Raw genomic sequence first — 19077 nt, 5'->3', positions numbered from 1 at the left:
TACTTTTGTCTATCAATTTATAACAATGAAGAAAATTATAGTTTTTATAATAGTCAGTATTGCGACTGTATCACAAGTGTTTGCACAACAAACGGTCTTGATTTCTAAAGAAGAAGTTGCTATAAAGGTCACTAAAAACAACAGCTCTATTAAAATTTCGCAACAGGAATTTATGGAGGCAAAAGCTGATTTCAATCAGACCAAGGCGGTGTTTTTACCCAATATAACTGCCAGCCATACCGGAATTTTAACAACCAATCCATTGATGGCATTTGGATCTAAACTGAATCAAGGGGTTTTAACCCAAAATGATTTTAATCCAGACTTGTTAAACAATCCAGACCGCGTTCAAAACTTTGCTACGGTATTAGAGGTGCAGCAGCCATTGATCAACTTAGACGGCTTGTATCAGCGCAAAGCAGCTCGAGCTTCTATGGAAGCCATGTCATTAAAAAGACAACGTACGGAGGAATACTTCTCTTTTGAAGTCGAAAAAGCATATATGCAATTGCAATTGGCTTATAAAGGAGTCGCAGTCTTAGAAAAAGCAGAAGAAGCTGCCAGAGCAAATTTAAAACTTGCTCAAGACAGATTTAAGCAAGGTTATTTACAACGTGCTGATGTACTTAACGTCGAGGTGCGTGTTACAGAAGTTCAAAACCAGCTACAAACCGCGCAAAGCAATGTTCAAAACGCTTCTAACTACTTATCCTTTTTAATGAATGATGAAAGTTATGTCGTATATCAACCTAGCGATAGTCTCGCTGTGCAAACCATTAGGGTTAAAGAAAATGACTTCTCAGAAAACAGATCAGATATCAGAGCAATGCAGCTGGCTACCAATGCTTACGAGGCTGCAAACAAAGCAGATAAAATGGCTTTTCTACCTAGATTGAACGCCTTTGGATCTTACGAATTATATGATGACAACCTCTTTCAAGCTAGTACCAATGGCTATGTGGTTGGGGCACAATTGAGTTGGGATCTTTTTAAAGGATCTCAACGCATAGGTCAAGCCCAAAAAAGTAAAGCCACACTAGAGAAATCAAAGCTGGAATATGAGCGATATATATCACAAAGCAAACTCGAGCTCAACAAAGCACTGCGCATGCTTACCGATGCCGGTAACAGATTAAAACTATCTGAACTCGCTTTAGAACAGTCTCAGGAATCATTGCGCATACGTACCAATCGATTTAAAGAAGGTCTTGAAAAAACTTCAGACTTATTAGGTGCCGAAACACAATTTGCTCAAAAACAGATGGAATACTATCAAACCATTTTTGAGTTCAATTATGCACAAGCCTACCTCAACTTTTTGACTAAAACAACATAATATCAATCGACGATCCCATAAAACATTTAGATACTAGCTCACTATAAAACAAAAAGAATGAAAAACATATATATCATAAGCAGCATACTTATTGCTTTACTCGCCACAAGTTGTGGTGACAAAAAGGCTTCCACTATAGAAAACCTTACGGAAGCAATTCCTGTCACAGTGCAAGCTGTTACCGATAACACCAACAGTTCTTTTCTAGCAGTAAGCGGTAAAGTACAAGCTGCAAACAGCGCACAATTAAGCACACGTATGATGGGTTATGTCAACAGCGTTGCTGCAAATGTTGGTGATCAAGTGAATGAAGGACAATTATTGATTTCCATCAACAATACCGATTTACAGGCCCAAAGAGCCCAAATAAATGCGGGTATCACAGAAGCTACCGTCGCCTTTAACAATGCTCAAAAAGACTACAATCGTTTTAAAAACTTGTTTGCTGAGAATAGCGCATCACAAAAGGAACTGGATGATATGACGGCCAATTTTAATATGGCAAAAGCACGATTAGAAAGTGCAAAGCAAATGAAAAATGAAATCAATGCACAACTTGCTTATACCAATATAACTGCACCATTTAGCGGTGTTATTACCAGTAAGAATGTGAAGAAAGGCGATATGGCAAATCCAGGACAGCCGCTTATTTCCATAGAAGCTCCGGGCAATTTTGAAGTGATGGCACTAGTTCCAGAAAGCGAAATATCGCAAATCATATCAGGCACTAAAGTGAATGTGATGATCAGCTCTATCGATAAAACACTTGCTGGTAGCGTGAAAGAAGTAAGCACTTCTGCCCAGCAAACCGGCGGTCAGTACTTAGTGAAAATTGCCTTAGACAAAACAGAGGTGCCAGTACTATCAGGAATGTTTGCTACAGTAAATTTCCCTGTAGAGAGAAAGGCCACCAACAACAGTATGTTGATCCCTACATCTGCACTGGTCACCAACGGGCAGCTCTCTGGCGTTTACACCGTAAGCGAGAGCAATACAGCCTTGTTAAGATGGTTGCGATTGGGTAGAAATGTAGGTGATCAGGTAGAGGTGCTATCTGGACTCAATGTAGAGGAGAGCTTTATTCTCACTGCAAACGGCAAACTTTTCAACGGGGCAAAAGTGTCCATTCAATAACTAAATACCGCGTTAAGCATAGCCGTCAACCTCTTTTTTATAATTGTTTTCGCTTTCGCGAAAAGCGCCAAAAAAGACAGACAGCTCTCGACAGAAATCGACAAGCCATTTAAAACGCTCAAAAAATATACCTAATGAAAGAAGGAGTAGCCGGCAAAATTGCCAAAGTCTTTATGAATTCAAAGCTGACAGTGCTTTTAATGATCGTATTTATGGTCGTAGGTGTGTACAGCTCGTTTTTAATACCGCGAGAAGAAGAACCACAAATAGACGTCCCAATGGCCGATATTTTTGTGGGATACCCTGGCGCCAGCCCTACCGAGGTAGAATCCCGTGTGATCAAACCTCTGGAACAACTCATTTCAAACATCAAAGGAGTGGAATATGTCTATTCTACTTCTATGAAAGAACAAGGAATGGTCATTGTACAGTTTTATGTAGGAGAAGATATTGAACGTAGTTTTGTGAAGCTCTACAACGAGATCAACAAACATATGGATCAGATGCCAGAAGGGGTTAGTATGCCGCTGGTAAAAACACGTGCCATAGATGATGTCCCGATGTTAGGACTAACCCTGTGGAGTGAAAACTATAACGGTTTTCAATTGGGACAAATGGCACAAGAACTAAAAGCCGAAATTGAAAAAGTAAACGATGTTGCCATTACACATAAAATAGGTGGCAGTGAACGTCAGTTGCGCGTAGTACTGGACAAGAATAAATTAGCTGCCAGCGGTCTGGATTTTATGTCGGTTTCTAAAATGATCAAGGCAAATAATGCCCAGTTAAACTCCGGTACTTTTGATAGAAATGATACCGAATTTACGGTCAACACAGGCAAATTCCTTACGAGTGTCACCGATGTAGAAAACCTGGTGATCGGAGTGCAACAAAATCAACCCATTTATTTAAAGCAAGTAGCTCAAATCATAGACGGTCCACAAGTACCACAGAGTTACGTGAGCATAGGTTTTGGTCAAGGAAGTGATAAAAAAACAGATTACCTATCTGAATATCCTGCCGTGACTTTATCTGTTGCAAAACGCAAAGGTGCCGATGCCATGAAAATTGCAGATATTATTATAGATAGAGTGGCGCATTTACGCAAGACCCTTATACCTGACGATGTTCATGTAGAAATCACTAGAAATTATGGTGAAACAGCTTCTCAAAAAGTATCTGAACTACTCCTGCACCTCATCGGGTCTATCTTTGCCGTAACATTTGTAGTGATGCTTGCTATGGGCTGGCGCGGTGGGTTAGTGGTGTTTTTATCAGTACCTATCACCTTTGCATTGACCCTATTAAGCTATTACGCATTGGATTATACCTTGAACAGGATCACGCTTTTTGCCTTAGTTTTTGTGACGGGTATTGTGGTGGATGACTCCATCATTATTGCAGAGAACATGCACCGGCATTTTAAAATGAAACGCCTACCCTTTAAGGAGGCAGCACTATACGCCATTAACGAAGTTGGAAACCCTACCATACTTGCCACGTTTACGGTGATCGCATCGGTATTACCTATGGCATTTGTATCTGGACTGATGGGACCTTATATGGCTCCTATGCCTATAGGAGCGTCTATTGCTATGATATTATCACTCTTTGTAGCCCTTACGATTACCCCTTATTTGGGATATATTTTCTTAAGAGAAAAAGAGAAAAAAGGAGCTGTTAAAAAAGCAGAAAAACCACTAGAAGAAACTTTGATTTACAGGTTGTATGCTAAATTCCAACGTCCTTTGATGGAAAGTCGCTCCACACGTTGGTTGTTCTTAGGGGGTACCTTCGTAATTTTATTAGCTACTATGGGCTTGTTTTTCACCAATTCTGTCGCTGTAAAAATGCTTCCTTTTGATAACAAAAACGAATTTCAAGTAATCATTGATATGCCCGAAGGAACTACGCTAGAGCGCACTGGTGTGGTCACTCAAGAAATTGCTCAATACCTGTCTTCAAGACCTGAAGTAGTTAACTACCAAAACTATATAGGTACCTCTGCGCCTATTACTTTTAACGGATTGGTCCGTCACTATGATTTACGTGGTGGTAGTAATATGGCAGACATTCAGGTCAACCTGATTGATAAAGGGGAACGTGATGCACAGAGTCATGACATTGCAAGCCTATTCCGACCAGACATTAAAAAGATTGCGGCTAAGTATAACGCTAATGTCAAGCTGGTAGAAGTTCCACCAGGACCACCTGTATTATCTACTATTGTTGCTGAGGTCTATGGACCTAACTACGAGGGGCAAATAGCGGTAGCTAAGGAGGTTAAAAACATCCTGAAGAACACTGATGATGTGGTGGATATAGACTGGATGGTTGAAGACGACCAAATAGAATATCAATTCACTATTAACAAGGAAAAAGCAATGTTGTATGGAGTAGCTCCTCAACAAATTGCTCAAACCATGAATTTAGCTTTGTCTAACCGTCCGATCACTTCGCTCTACGATGAAGATGCGGTGCAACAAATAGGAATTGTCTTGGCGCTTGACGAAAAAGAAAAATCCACCGTGCAAGATATTTCACAATTACGTGTGACATCAAATCAAGGGGATATGATACCTATTGCTGATTTGGTTGATATTACAAAAACCACAAGTGCTAAAAGCATCTATCGTAAGAATCAAAAACGAGTAGTCTATGTCATGGCCGATATGGCCGGCGAACTAGAAAGTCCCGCCTATGCTATTTTAGGGATGGAAGAAAAGTTAAAAGCCATACCTATGCCAGAAGGATATGCAATTAACGAAATGTACTTGGGACAACCAGACTTTGAAGATGATTACACGGTCAAGTGGGATGGTGAATGGCAAATTACGCTAGAAGTATTTAGAGATCTAGGTATCGCCTTCTTGGGTGCTATCATTTTGATTTATATTTTAATTGTAGGATGGTTTCAAAATTTCAAAGCGCCTATAGTGATGATGGTAGCCATACCATTATCCTTAATCGGTATTATTTTAGGTCACTGGTTGATGGGTGCTTTCTTTACCGCTACCTCATTTATTGGAATGATTGCTTTGGCGGGAATTATGGTCAGGAACTCGGTGTTGCTTATTGACTTTATCAATTTACGAACTGACGAAGGCGTGCCTTTAAAACAAGCCGCTATTGAAGCTGGAGCTGTACGTACGACACCTATTTTATTAACAGCTGGAACCGTGGTTATTGGGGCTTTTGTCATATTATTTGACCCTATTTTCCAAGGACTGGCCATCTCCTTAATGGGTGGAACTATTGTTTCTACAGTGCTCACTTTATTGGTCGTGCCACTGGTGTATTACATGATAGAAAAGAAAAATTATAAATAGCAATTTGCAAAGTTGAGCGTTCCAGCTGCGCTGGAACTATCAACGGATATTAGAGTTGCATACCTCATTAAAAGTCAGGACCCTGTTAAGCTAACAGCTGTTCTTATAAATAAATTTCAAAAAAAAAAAACAAGAATTATGTTAAACAAATATTTTAGAATAATCGCAGGTACCATGGTATTATTGAGTGTTGTACTAACGGTTTATGTCAACCCGAATTGGATGTGGTTTACGGTTTTTATAGGAGTAAACTTGATACAATCTGCTTTTACAAAGTGGTGCTTATTAGAAACCATCTTGATGAAGTTAGGTATAAAAAAAGAAGCGGCTAGCTGTGCTGTTCCGTCTTCTAAAGGATAGACACTAAAAAGAAAACAACCAAAAAACCACGCTGTTTTTATAGCGTGGTTTCATATATGTGGTTCCTTTTATAGGGTTCTAAGCTTTTGCTATGTGTATTAATTGATCTCTTCAATCACACTCCCACAGGTCAACATCGCATCTCCGTAATACGGATTTTTTATGTCTTTTTCGGTACTCAACCAGACAGCACCTTTGTTGTTGTTAGCCATAGGACATTTCTGAACGTATATGGGACTTGCTCCTTCTACATTCATTGCGATAACTACCATGTTCTCATTAAGCACAACAAAATGATCTCGCTGGTTTTCTAGGTTTTCATTTTTAGCAATAGCATTGAGCATTTCAATACTTTTCTTAATATGAGATTGCTCCATTTGTCCCAGACTTCCTATAGCTACAGCCTTTAAAGATTTTGATGTCGCTTTCGCGAAAGCGGAAACCTTTTCAGCATCACTGTTCACAAAAGCATCTTTCATTTGCAAATAAGATTGTAGAACCTTTTTAAAGTCCTTTTGAAAACTCTCTGAGAATTTCATTTTCATTTCAGACAAGGGCACTTCAGAGACCTCTTGCTTCCCTTGGTTCATCATGGAGTTTTTACCTTGTAATTGAGCAGCTGCATCCACCGTAAACGTACCGTTGGTAACAATCTCATCGCCATTTTGAAGGCCGGCAGTAATTGTATAATTTTCACCACTACGACTACCAATGCTCACTTCACGCATTTCAAAAACAGGTTCGTTGGGATTTGTTTTAATGTAAACCAAGGAACGTTCTCCCGTCCACATCACAGCACTTGCAGGAACAGTAAGTGATGCATCATTCCTATTTATTTCTCCTTTTAATTTGCCAGTAACAAACATTCCCGGCTTAAAAATACCTTCTGTATTTTTAAGTGTTGCTCTTAGGGTAATCGTACGAGTAGCATTGTTAAGCATAGGATCTATAAAAGATACGGTGGCATCAAATTCCTTATCAGCATATGCATTGGTGGTTACTTTTATTTGTTGTCCTACTTTAAGTCTAGCTATTTGACTTTCATAAGCATCAAATTCTGCCCAAACCGAATTCAAGTTATTTAGTTTTAAAATAGGTTGTCCTTGTTTTAAATAATCGCCTTCTGCAGCCATGACTTGCGCCACTGTTCCTGAAACCGTTGCGTAAACCGGGAAATTTTCTCTTACATTCCCTGAGGACTCTACAGCGTTAATTTGACTTTCTGAAAGTTTCCAATTCTTTAATTTATTTCTTACCGCTTGATACAATTCTGGTTGAGATTTTTTTAAAGAAGCTGCTGTAATTAATTCTTGTTGAGCTGCTACCAGTTGAGGTGCATATATCGTGGCTAATAATTGTCCCCGACTTACTTGCTGGCCTTCGTAACTTATATTCAGTTGTTCCAAACGACCATCAAAATAACTGGACTGAACAGTGTTGTTTTCATCGTTAGCAGCAATCTTCCCAGACAGTGACATCATTCCCTCATCATCAGAAGCCACACTGCTACCTACCTTTGTGGTTTGAATATTAGCGAGTGCCATGGCGTTTTTGGTCATTTTGATTTCATTTGCTGCAAGACCTTCTGCACTGGATTGGGCTGGAATAAGCTCCATACCGCAAATAGGGCAATCTCCTGGTTCTGACTGCATGATTTGTGGGTGCATGGAGCAGGTCCACATTTGTTGTGCTGTTTCACTAGAATGATCGTGAGTATCAGACACCTCTGTACTTGAACTTGTCTCAGTACTATTATTTCCAAATAAGAGCCACCCCGCCAACAAGCCTGCGACTACTGCAATTCCTATATATAAAATATTCTTTTTCATAATTTTTAATTTTCATGGTCAGCACAAACCTGCGCCAGGGATTGAGGTGGCATCCTTTTTTGTGACTTTTTAGGCATAAAAAAGATAGAGCCGAAAGCGCGCTCGGGCGCCCAAATACTACTAGTTATTTTTCTTCATTTTGTCATTATACTCCATAAATGTGCTTTTATGAATTCCTTCTATTATCCAATTCTATTTTTTAATTTTTCTAATCGTCGGCGAACTGGTAAACCAGAGTAAAAAGCCACTGAACACGGTAATTAATCCCAATAGAGAAAATACCCTAAGGACGATGGTATTAAAATCATCACGTCCTTGATAGTCCATGGTATGCGTCATCCATAAAAAATCAAACCACCGCCAATCCCGATGACGAACAGTTTGAAAAGCTCCATTCTCTATAGCTACGTAAGCTTTAAGGTTTTCATCGCTCTTGTAGGTGATCTCATAAGCCGGCAAAGGTCTGCCACGGTACTCGTGGTGATCATCTACAGTTTCAATACGTTGTATGTGATCCAACTCTAAGTCTGAGAGCATGTAGCGCTCTGCTACTTTGATGGCCTCATCTGCGGTTAGTTCTATTTTCTTTGCTCCTGTACGGGCATTGTAAAGTACTGTTTCATTAATCCAGTAATAAGGTGAATTTGCGATATCTAGCAATTCCAAGGACCGAATAGGCTCTTGGATCTTCAACTCAGAGCTTCCCAACAAATCTAAAAATGCAGTTTGATTTGGCACTTCCTTTTTGAATTGGTCGCCATGTATCTCATCAATATCTGTCCAGCTGAAATACAGGCCACTAATGGTCCACATTAAAAACTGAATCCCTAAAAAGATACCTAAATACCGATGTGCTTTTCTAATTTTAAGTGCTGTTTTTCTTTTTACCATGTTACTTTACTTCAAAAGGAAATTCGATATGGATCTTTTCCCAACTCAAAGCTATTATACCTGAGCTGTCGCTGGTCTTGGTCACTTTGTATTCTAAATGTTCTTGAATAGCTTCGGCAGTTTTAGGAGTGATCTTAAATCGCAATACATCATCTTTTTCATCGTATTCATCCTTGCCGTGTTGGTCCCAGTTGCTATTGAAAATAAGGGTCCATTCTTTCTCATTCGGAATTACAAAAAAACCATATTTACCTGCTTTCAAATCCTTACCGGCAATACTTAGGTCTTTATTGGTCTCCATCCAGGTTGCTTGGTGCGCGCCTGCCTGCCATACCACATCATAAGGAAGTAAGCCTCCAAAAACAATACGATTGCGAACTCCAGGTGATGAATAGTCGAAATGGATGTGTGCATCACCTATCATAGCCATCGCGCTGGTATGCGGACTCAATGGTTTTTTCTTGACAGGCTCAGCTTGAGTAGTTTCTTGCTGCGGTACTTGGTTATCTTGTGCAACGTCCACCTCCTTTGAGGTTTCTTTACAAGCACTCATTAGTACAAGGCTTAGAAAAATAATTGTGTATTTCATAATAAGTATAGATTAATTAATTGATGTTGATTTGAGTCTTAAGGCATTTGCAATAACTGAAACAGAGCTAAAACTCATCGCTAGCGCTGCAATCATAGGCGATAATAATATTCCGAAAAAAGGAAATAATACTCCGGCGGCTACAGGCACTCCCAATGTGTTATAAATCAGTGCAAAAAACAAGTTTTGCTTGATGTTCTTCATCACTGCATGGCTTAAGTTTTTTGCTTTTAGGATCCCGTGTAAATCGCCTTTTACTAAGGTAATCATAGCGCTTTCGATGGCAACATCAGTCCCGGTCCCCATCGCAATACCTACGTCACTTTTAGCAAGTGCCGGTGCATCGTTGATACCGTCACCTGCCATGGCAACCACTTTACCTTGTTCTTGTAATTTGGTAACTTCTCGGAGCTTGTCTTCTGGTAACATACCTGCTTTAAAATCGGCTAGGTGGAGTTCGCTGGCGACCGCTTGAGCCGTATCGTGGTTGTCACCAGTGAGCATGATCACGGCAATACCTTTTTCTTGCAGCTCTTTGATAGCCTTAGCGCTAGTTGCTTTGATTTTATCACCTATGACCACATATCCAGACAGCTCACCATCTATAGCCAAGTAAGAAACGGTCTTCCCTTGTTTCTGAAAGGACTGTACCTCAGTTTCCATTTCTGACGTTATGGAAGCTTTTGCGTATTCCATCATTTTGGCATTTCCTAACGCCAGTTTTTTACCATCAACGCTTCCTTCGACTCCTTTACCCGTAACGGCACTAAAGTTTTCGGTTTTTGAGAGTTCGACTTTCTTTTCCTTGGCATATTTCACCGTAGCTTCAGCAAGTGGATGCTCGCTGGAACTGTTGAGGGATGCTATAAGTTGGGTTATTTCGTCCCTATAGCTATCGGGACGATCTCCAAAAACCCCTATTTTCTCCACCGTTGGTTTCCCTTCCGTAATGGTTCCTGTTTTATCAATGATCAAGGTATCTACCTCATCCATTTTCTCAAGGGCTTCTGCATTTTTAATCAACACTCCATTTTGTGCCCCTTTACCTACTCCTACCATAACGGACATGGGGGTTGCTAATCCTAGCGCACAAGGACAGGCGATAATCAGCACTGCAATAGCGTTGACTAAGGCATATACATAGGCTGGCTCTGGACCCCAAATCGCCCAAATAACAAAAGTGATCAGAGAAATTACCACCACTACAGGAACAAAGTATCCAGAAACAGTATCGGCTAACTTTTGAATAGGTGCACGACTGCGACTGGCATCGTTTACCATTTTTACGATTTGAGAAAGTAAGGTATCACTTCCTACTTTTTCGGCTTTCATCAAAAAGGATTGATTGCCGTTAATGGTACCGCTAGTGACTTTGTCGTCCTTAGCTTTGTCCACAGGAATAGGCTCTCCAGAGATCATGGATTCATCCACCGTAGTTTTTCCTTCTGTAATTACACCATCCACAGGGATTTTATCGCCTGGCTTCACCCTTAGCATATCCCCTTTTTGAATTTGGTCAATGGATACCTCTTCTTCATTTCCATCCACAACACGCACTGCTTTATTAGGCGCGAGCTTTAATAATTCCTTGACTGCAGAGTTGGTTTTGCTATGCGCACGCGCTTCCAATACCTGACCCATCAATACTAAGGTCAGAATCACGGTAGCGGCTTCAAAATAAACGTGCACTGCTCCTGATGCTGTTTTAAACTGCTCTGGGAAAAAGTCTGGAAACAACATTCCAAAAACACTGAATAACCACGCCACACTAGCACCTATACCAATAAGGGTAAACATATTAAGATTCCAGGTTTTTATACTTCTATAGGCACGCTCAAAGAACATCCAAGTTGCATAAAACACAACAGGGATGGAGAGGCCAAATTGGATCCAGTTCCACCCTTTTTGTTCCATCACCTCATAGAGCGGATTGTCAGGAATCATCTCGCTCATCGCGATCAAAAAAATGGGCAAGGTCAACCCAAGTGCGATCCAGAATTTCTTCAATAACTTTTGATAGGTCTTCTCTTCTGCAGAACTATCTGCTTGCATTGGGACTAAGTCCATACCACAAATAGGACAAGCTCCAGATTCGTCTTTCACCACTTCTGGGTGCATAGGACAAGTCCACTGTTCACTCGTAGTGACTGATAAATTTTGTTCTTCTACGAGATCCATCCCACAGACCGGACAGTCGCCTGGCTTGTTATAGGTTTTGTCATCCTCGCAGTGCATGGGACAATAGAAAGTTCCAGTTCCTTTAGTTCCCGTGGAGGCCGAAACCTCATCCGGTTGATCAACTACATCTGGTTGATACCCCAATTTATGAATGGAATAGCTACCGCCATCGTTTTTCAAGGCTTCTTGAAAGGTCTCTATAGGAATATGCGATTCCATTTCAATTATAGCCACCTCTTTTTCCAAGTTGACAGATGCGTTGCTCACACCATCCACTTCAGAAAGTGTTTTTTCAACGTGACTACGGCAACCATTACAGGTCATTCCGTGTATGTGATAGGTGTGTTTCATTGGAGCATTCTTTTGTTCTTAAGATACTAAATTATGCAGTGTAAACAGCATGTTTTGTTCCAGTTAAGGGTAACCTTAACTACATTTGATCAAAGCATACTGTTCCTAACCTCCATGTTTTGGCAAGTAATCCTATACATCTTTGTCAAGGATTTGAATTGCTTTACAAGAAGACCGCTGGTTTTATAATTAAGTTTATAGACCGCTATTTTATTCGTGGGTATGACCGTTTGCGGTATGTTCTTCATTTTTTATGAGTGTCATGCCACAAGAATCACAAGTACCCTCTTTATCACTACCGCTGTCTTTACAATGCATAGGACATACGTAAGCAGAAGTGTATTCATCTCCTTGATCTACTTCGGTTGCTGGTTTTGCCTCTGCCTCGTTTTCTTTACAAGACACGATTGAAATAGTTGCCATGAGGAGCATTGCTCCTAAGATTGATTTTAAATTTTTCATTGTTTTTGATTTATTGAATTATTAAATAATTAACTACTGCACTCTGCCTGTAGTATATGGTTATTGCTTTTATTTGATTGATCTGAAATTTCAATTGCAACTCTTGTATATCAAGAATGTCATTAAAATCAATGGTTCCGGTCTCGTAATTCTTGATGAGAATTTCTTCGGCACTTTGGGCCTGTTTTAAGTTTTTTTGTTGTGTATTAAATTTGATTCGAGCTTGATTGCGTTGTGATATCGCTTTCGCGAAAGCGGATTCTAACACATTCAATCGGTTGTCTTTTTGAGCTGCGATTTCTAACTGACGTAGTTCGTTTTGTTTGCTTTTGGAATCGTATTGCTTATTAAAAATAGGAATAGAGACCGATAACATAGGCATGAATATATCCTTACCGTTATCGCTAAAATTCATATCAGGACGCTCAGAAACAGGTACATAATCCACTCCAATGCCTATCATAGGATTTTGTTCCGCTTGATTCAACAACTCTGATTGAGTGATGGATTCATAGAGCTTATCGTACTTGAGTAACTCCGGATGAAGACTTAAGACATCTACTGCGTAAGCTATATCTTCTTCAGGTAACAACAACTCTTCAAGTACTGTTATCATTTTGGCACCCTCTTGATGGAGCAGCTTATTAAAGGCAGCCTGTTCTCCTAAATAGGCTTCTTCTAAAACTTCCTTTTGCTGTTGCAACTCATTCTGTCTGATCTGTAATCGCAACACATCTACCGCTGTTGCTTTACCCACCTCTATAGAGTTAAGCGCCAGACGTTCGTAGGTTTTTAAGAGTTGGATATTTTCATCGAGAACACTTTGTTCTGCTCTAATTTCATAAAGACTGTAATAGGATTGAGAAACAGCTAGCGCCAATTTGCGTTTTGCAATGGCTATTTCAACAAATTCGGCATCTGCCATGGAGCTTGCATAATTTTCTCTCGCGGTAATTGTACCAAACCAAGGCAACATTTGTCTTGCTGAAAATCTAGCGCGCTGAGCTCCTGTTCTGGTTTCTGGCTCGCTTACAAAATAGCCTGCGCTCAATTCTGTATTGGGAATCCAGTCCACTTCATTTACTTTTTCTTCAGCGATATTGTAGCGGAGGTTGTAAGCCTGGATTTCTGGATTGTTTTGTTGGGCTGTATTGATGTATTGTTCTAAGGTTTGCGCTGAAGCGATGTTTTGAAGCGCTGTTACAATGATTAGCGCTATTAGCCGCTGGAAACTGGAAGCTGGAAATTGATTTTTCGTCAACTTCCACTCGTTACTTCCTTCCTTATTTGATATTCTATTTTTCATAGCTTTTCCAGTTTTGATGGAGCTTGGTCAGCATTCTGCCAACTGAATTGTTCTTCTCAATTAGCTCATTGTGTGAAGCCTTGGTCAGGCATCCACATTCCGAAGCATAATTCAGCCAGTCTTCAGTTTCAGAATTGGAACCTAAAGAATGTATCAGATGTTGTTTAAAAACACCTTCGTAAACCCGTTTTGCCCAGCCTTCACTAATATTGGCGCTTACAGATCTAGACGACCGAACAATTTGCGACGTCAAAGAATAAACTTCTTCTTTCGGAAATTTTCTAGTGACCCAAAATATCTCCATTGCCAAAGCAAAAGACATTTTATGCACCTCTAAATCTTTATACGATTGTATCATTTTTAAAATTTTAATTATCGATTCTTTAACCTCCAACTTCCAACATCCAACTTCCACATTCCACTTTCCACTTTTCACTTTTCACTTTTAGTTTTTCACTTTAAACTTTTCACTTTAATTCTTTAGTCTTGATTATTGATTCCTCAATTTTAGGGAGTTTTCGCGAAAGAAAAAATTCTTCTCTCCAACTGTAAAGAACAGGCACCAAGAAATAGGAAGTTATATCGATTACCATTCCTCCAAAAATTGGGATCGCCATTGGGATCATGATATCGCTTCCTTTTCCAGTTGAGGTCAATACTGGAAGTAAGGCAAGGATGGTAGTTACTGTAGTCATCAAACAAGGACGGATACGTTGCTGAGCAGCTTCTAATGCCGCGTGACGTATGCCTTTTATATCCACTGGTTTTTCACGGTCAAAGGTTTGCTTGAGGTAGGTTGCCATAACCACACCGTCATCAGTCGCTATACCAAACAAGGCTATAAAACCAACCCAAACAGCCACACTTAAATTGATGGTTTTCATGTTAAATAGGTCGCGCATATTCTCGCCAAAAAAACTGAAATTAAAGAACCAATCTTGACCATAGAGCCATATCATTATAAAACCACCGGCAAAAGCTACTGTTATACCTGAAAACACCATAAGCGAAGTACCTACAGATTTGAACTGGAAATAAAGTATGAGGAAAATAATGATCAGTGCTAATGGGACCACCACTGAAAGTGTCTCCTCTGCACGCAATTGATTTTCGTAAGTTCCTGTAAATTGATAACTGATTCCTTTAGGCACGATTAAGTCGCCAGTAGCTATTTTTTGTTGGATTAAAGCTTGGGCATTTTCTACAACATCTACTTCGGCAAATCCATCGAGCTTATCAAACAGCACATAACCTATCAAAAAAGTATCTTCACTTTTAATCACTTGTGGACCCTTTTCATAACGTATGTCTACCAGCTCTCCCAAAGGAATAGGGCTGCCATTTTCTACTGGAACATAAATCTTTTTAAGATCGTCTGGATTGCTCCTCAATTCTCTTGGATAACGCACGCGCACCCCATAACGTTCTCGACCTTCTACCGTTTGTGTCAATGGCATTCCACCAACAGCCACTTGTAAAATTTGCTGAACATCCATAACCGATATACCGTATCGTACTAATTGCTCGCGTTTGATATCGATTAATAAATAAGGCTTGCCTACAATACGGTCTGCAAAAACCGCTTGTTCTTTCACACCTTCGGCTTGTTTGATAATGTCTTCTAATCGCAACCCAAAAGCTTCAATTTGTGCTAAATCTTGACCTTTCACTTTGATTCCCATAGGTGCACGCATTCCTGTTTGCAACATGACCAGTCGGGTTTCAATAGGTTGTAATTTAGGAGCAGAGGTCACCCCTGGCAACTTGGTCACCCTGACGATTTCATTCCATATATCATCTGGACTATTAATATCAGGTCGCCAGTTGCGATAGTATTCACCATCTTCATCTTGCACCAGATGTTTATCTTCTATGTTAAATGGATCCCTTAATTTTGAAGCATCGTATTCCTTATTATCAGCCGCGATATCGGTATTAGGATTGATGACAAGAAGGCCGCCTTTTGTTATAAAAAGTCCGTTTGCATCCACTTTATAACGCTGTCGCTCTCCATCCTCATTGCGCATGTATTCAGACTTGTACTGAATCATATTTTCATACATAGAAAGCGGTGCTGGATCTAGCGCACTTTCCGTTCGACCAGATTTACCCACTACAGTTTCTATCTCTGGAATGCTAGCTACTGCCATATCCAATTGCTGGAGTACGCGTTTGTTTTCTTCGGCACCAGCATGTGGTAAAGAAGTAGGCATTAAGAGGAAGGAGCCTTCATTAAGTGACGGCATGAATTCTTTTCCTGTGTTATTCATGATCCATACACCAGAAACAAGTACGGCTGCAGGAATCACTAAAAACAAAAGCTTGTTTGCTAATGCCCATCTTAAAATCTGACCATAATACCTTCTCAATACAGAGAATACCCCTAGAATTCCAAAGCAAATGATGGAGACAAAAATTAGATTTATAAGAATGCTTCTATCAAAGCCTAGTGGTCTCCAATAGGTTGCCAGTAATACCACTATAGCAGCTGATGCTATAATGATGTTTATAAGATTGGCACGCTTTCGCGAAAGCGTATTCCTCAAAGTTAACAGTGCTGTACTACCGAATGCAATTAAAATCAATCCCAACCAGTATCCGTAAATGATAGCGAAAAGACCCACTGCGATCAGTGAAATATTCAACACATAATTGAAGGAGTTTTTAATGTTTTTCTTCTTAAATAAATACGCAGCTAATGGCGGTATGATAAACAAGGCAATGACTAAAGAGGCCGAAAGTGCCATGGTTTTTGTAAATGCTAGGGGCCTGAACAGTTTACCCTCGGCGCCTATCATCGTAAAGACGGGCACAAAACTGATGATGGTCGTCAGAACAGCTGTTAAAATAGCTCCTGAAACCTCAGCTGTAGCATTGTATATAATTTCATTTGTAGTGAATTCCACTCCGCTTTCGCTAAAGCGTAACTTCTCATCATCCATATGCCGAATCATATTTTCGGCTAGAATGACGCCCACGTCGACCATAGTACCAATGGCGATGGCGATACCAGAAAGTGCAACTATATTAGCATCTACATTGAATATTTTCATAGTGACAAAAACCATCAAAACAGCTACGGGCAAGAGTCCAGAAATCAAAATAGAAGCTCTTAGGTTGAAGAGCATGATGATAATAACCAAAATGGTAATAAGGATTTCTAGCGTCAGTGCCTCACTTAGTGTGTCCAAGGTTTCTTCAATAAGCTCTGTACGGTCATAAAAAGGAACTACCGTAAGTTGGGAGGTACGCCCGTCTGCCAATACTTTTGAAGGCAGTCCACCTTTGAGTTCTTCAATTTTTGCTTTTACATTATTGATGACCTCCATAGGGTTTGCACCGTAACGCGCTACCACAACTCCTCCGACAACTTCAGCGCCTTCTTTGTCCAGGATACCACGCCTGGCTTGGGGTCCTAAATGTACCTTTGCCACATCTTTAATGCGCAATGAGGTAAAATTTTCTGAAGCAACTACCGCATTTTCTATGTCGGCTATAGACTTGATATACCCCAAACCGCGAACTAAATATTCTGCTTGATTAATTTCTAAGGTTTGTGCTCCTATATCTTGATTGCTTTCTTTTACTGCTTTGACAATTTGGTTGAGGCCTATCTTGTATTGCCGCATTTTTTCTGGGTCCACATCTACTTGATATTCTTGAACATACCCCCCTATAGAAGCTACTTCTGAAACCCCGCTTGCACCAGAAAGAGCATATTTTACATAGTAATCCTGAATGCTGCGCAGTTCTTGTAAATCCCAGCCACCGGTTACATTCCCCTTTTCATCACGACCCTCTAAAGTGTACCAATATATTTGACCTAAACCTGTCGCATCTGGTCCTAAGGAAGGATTTACACCATCTGGCAATAAATTAGCTGGCAGCGAATTTAACTTCTCTAAAATCCTGCTACGAGACCAATAGAACTCTTTATCTTCTTCAAAAATGATGTAGATACTGGAAAAACCAAACATAGAAGAACTACGAATTGTTTTTACTCCAGGAATACCCAGTAATGAGGTCGTTAAAGGATATGTAATCTGGTCTTCAATATCTTGTGGAGATCGGCCTTGCCATTTGGTAAAAACAATTTGCTGATTCTCCCCAATATCGGGAATGGCATCTACTGCAACGGGATCAGAAGGTAAAAAACCTGTATCCCAACCAAAGGGTGCGTTGACAATACCCCAACCTACAAATAGGGTGAGCATTAAAACGGCGACGAGTTTATTCTCGATTAGGAATTTTATCGCTTTATTAAGCATATAGTTGGATAATTAAACAGTTATAAGAGGATTAAATTCCTGATTTACAGAAAAAAAAGTACCATATATTCTACCCCAAGTGTAAGAATTCCAGGGCTTCTTCCCCACCCCAATTGTAAATTGGACTGGGCTAGTGTTTAAAAATCAAATTAAGAACGACTGGTGCAGTACCTGCACATTGCGTTTGATAAAGGGAGGTGAATCATCTACAAAAGCAACTTCATTAGATGTTGTTCCTTCAAATAGACTGATATAAGAATAGGTGAATGAGGTCACAAATACTTGTTGCTCAAAGCTAAGTTTTGAAAAATTATCTTTTAAATCATCTTGTCCCGTGATAATTAACTGCTCGTCTGAACAACAAGATTGTTTTTCCATTTCTGGATTCCCACAGCTGGCAGTTAGGATAGCCTTTTCCATTTTGCAAGTAGATGCGTTATGGAAGAAAGAGTAATCCACCATAGTATCACCACAATAGTGCATATCTATAGTGAATGACATTGTAGTCATAAGCACTACAATGGCCATACACATTGCTATTGATCTGTGGAATAATTGTTTCATTCTTCTACAAATATAATTTTTTTTTATCATATAGATGATATTTAACGTATTGTGATTTTTTTTGAAGGGGTGACACCACTTCATAAGAGAGGTCTACACTATAAAAAGAATCCAAATAAGAGCTTGTTTGGTCCTCTGAACAATATTAACCATATCACAGATGCTGTTTATAATTATGGGTTATTTGGACCAGAAATCTTACATTAAAACGCCTCGACATCTTACCTAAAAGATCGTGGAATATACCGTAACGCAGAAGTAAGTTGTGTATGTTAATACTTCTTATAGCGATGCTATTCACACCTATCACAGATCCAACTACCCCAATACTCCAAGATCTAGTAGAGCCACGAGGTCAAGAAGTAGGAACGATTGAATTGCCTCTTGCTAGCAAAAAGTTGAGGGTTGATGGAACTAGGATGTTTTTACAAAATGATCTTTTTGGAATGACTTACAAATTAAAGTATTAAATTGAATCGA

General features: G+C 39.8%; 14 protein-coding genes. 5 read left to right on the top strand and 9 right to left on the bottom strand.

Features of this window, described 5'->3' with window-relative positions:
* Positions 1-25: 25 nt before the first annotated feature.
* The 4 genes from CW736_RS08530 to CW736_RS08515 all read left to right on the top strand — a co-directional run bounded on the left by CW736_RS08530 (position 26) and on the right by CW736_RS08515 (position 6159).
* On the top strand, positions 26-1336 hold the full coding sequence (locus CW736_RS08530; RefSeq protein ID WP_101013552.1) for a TolC family protein: 1311 nt from the start codon (positions 26-28) through the stop codon (positions 1334-1336).
* Between the two features lie 57 nt (positions 1337-1393).
* Complete coding sequence (locus CW736_RS08525) at positions 1394-2470, top strand: efflux RND transporter periplasmic adaptor subunit (protein ID WP_101013551.1); 1077 nt, start codon at positions 1394-1396, stop codon at positions 2468-2470.
* Between the two features lie 134 nt (positions 2471-2604).
* Positions 2605-5799 carry an efflux RND transporter permease subunit gene (locus CW736_RS08520; RefSeq protein ID WP_101013550.1) on the top strand — a complete coding sequence of 1065 codons (3195 nt, stop codon included), beginning with the start codon at positions 2605-2607 and terminating at the stop codon, positions 5797-5799.
* Positions 5800-5937: 138 nt separating this feature from the next.
* Positions 5938-6159, top strand: a complete 222-nt coding sequence (locus CW736_RS08515; protein ID WP_101015084.1) for a DUF2892 domain-containing protein — start codon at positions 5938-5940, stop codon at positions 6157-6159.
* 98 nt (positions 6160-6257) lie between these two features.
* Here CW736_RS08515 and CW736_RS08510 read toward each other — a convergent pair whose 3' ends face one another.
* From CW736_RS08510 to CW736_RS08470, 9 genes are all read right to left on the bottom strand, one after another.
* Positions 6258-7988, bottom strand: coding sequence for an efflux RND transporter periplasmic adaptor subunit (locus CW736_RS08510; protein WP_101013549.1), 1731 nt, complete (start codon positions 7986-7988; stop codon positions 6258-6260).
* Between the two features lie 192 nt (positions 7989-8180).
* A complete protein-coding gene (locus CW736_RS08505) occupies positions 8181-8879 on the bottom strand; it encodes a PepSY domain-containing protein (protein WP_101013548.1) in 699 nt (232 codons plus the stop codon).
* Between the two features lies 1 nt (position 8880).
* Entirely contained in the window at positions 8881-9468 is a 588-nt protein-coding gene (locus CW736_RS08500) for a DUF2911 domain-containing protein (protein ID WP_101013547.1), read from the bottom strand.
* 12 nt (positions 9469-9480) lie between these two features.
* Positions 9481-11997: a heavy metal translocating P-type ATPase gene (locus tag CW736_RS08495; RefSeq protein WP_101013546.1), complete on the bottom strand. Its 2517-nt coding sequence runs from the start codon at positions 11995-11997 to the stop codon at positions 9481-9483.
* A 210-nt stretch (positions 11998-12207) separates the two neighbouring features.
* Positions 12208-12459: a heavy metal-binding domain-containing protein gene (locus tag CW736_RS08490; RefSeq protein WP_101013545.1), complete on the bottom strand. Its 252-nt coding sequence runs from the start codon at positions 12457-12459 to the stop codon at positions 12208-12210.
* 10 nt (positions 12460-12469) lie between these two features.
* The gene (locus tag CW736_RS08485; RefSeq protein ID WP_101013544.1) at positions 12470-13765 is read right to left on the bottom strand and encodes a TolC family protein; all 1296 of its coding nucleotides are present in this window, start codon (positions 13763-13765) and stop codon (positions 12470-12472) included.
* Entirely contained in the window at positions 13755-14201 is a 447-nt protein-coding gene (locus CW736_RS08480; RefSeq protein ID WP_232735326.1) for a four helix bundle protein, read from the bottom strand. The genes CW736_RS08485 and CW736_RS08480 overlap by 11 nt, the downstream gene beginning before the upstream one ends.
* 31 nt (positions 14202-14232) lie before the next feature.
* Positions 14233-18033, bottom strand: a complete 3801-nt coding sequence (locus CW736_RS08475) for an efflux RND transporter permease subunit (protein ID WP_101013543.1) — start codon at positions 18031-18033, stop codon at positions 14233-14235.
* A gap of 144 nt (positions 18034-18177) precedes the next feature.
* Complete coding sequence (locus CW736_RS08470) at positions 18178-18597, bottom strand: HYC_CC_PP family protein (RefSeq protein ID WP_101013542.1); 420 nt, start codon at positions 18595-18597, stop codon at positions 18178-18180.
* Between the two features lie 269 nt (positions 18598-18866).
* Between CW736_RS08470 and CW736_RS08465 the strand changes: the two genes are divergently transcribed.
* Positions 18867-19067, top strand: coding sequence for a hypothetical protein (locus CW736_RS08465; protein WP_157810913.1), 201 nt, complete (start codon positions 18867-18869; stop codon positions 19065-19067).
* Positions 19068-19077: the final 10 nt, after the last annotated feature.

Origin of the sequence: Nonlabens sp. MB-3u-79, assembly GCF_002831625.1 — a bacterium.
In the GTDB taxonomy this organism is placed as follows: Bacteria; Bacteroidota; Bacteroidia; order Flavobacteriales; family Flavobacteriaceae; genus Nonlabens.
Note: the sequence above shows the minus strand (reverse complement) of the source record. Positions and strands in the feature narration are given on the sequence as shown.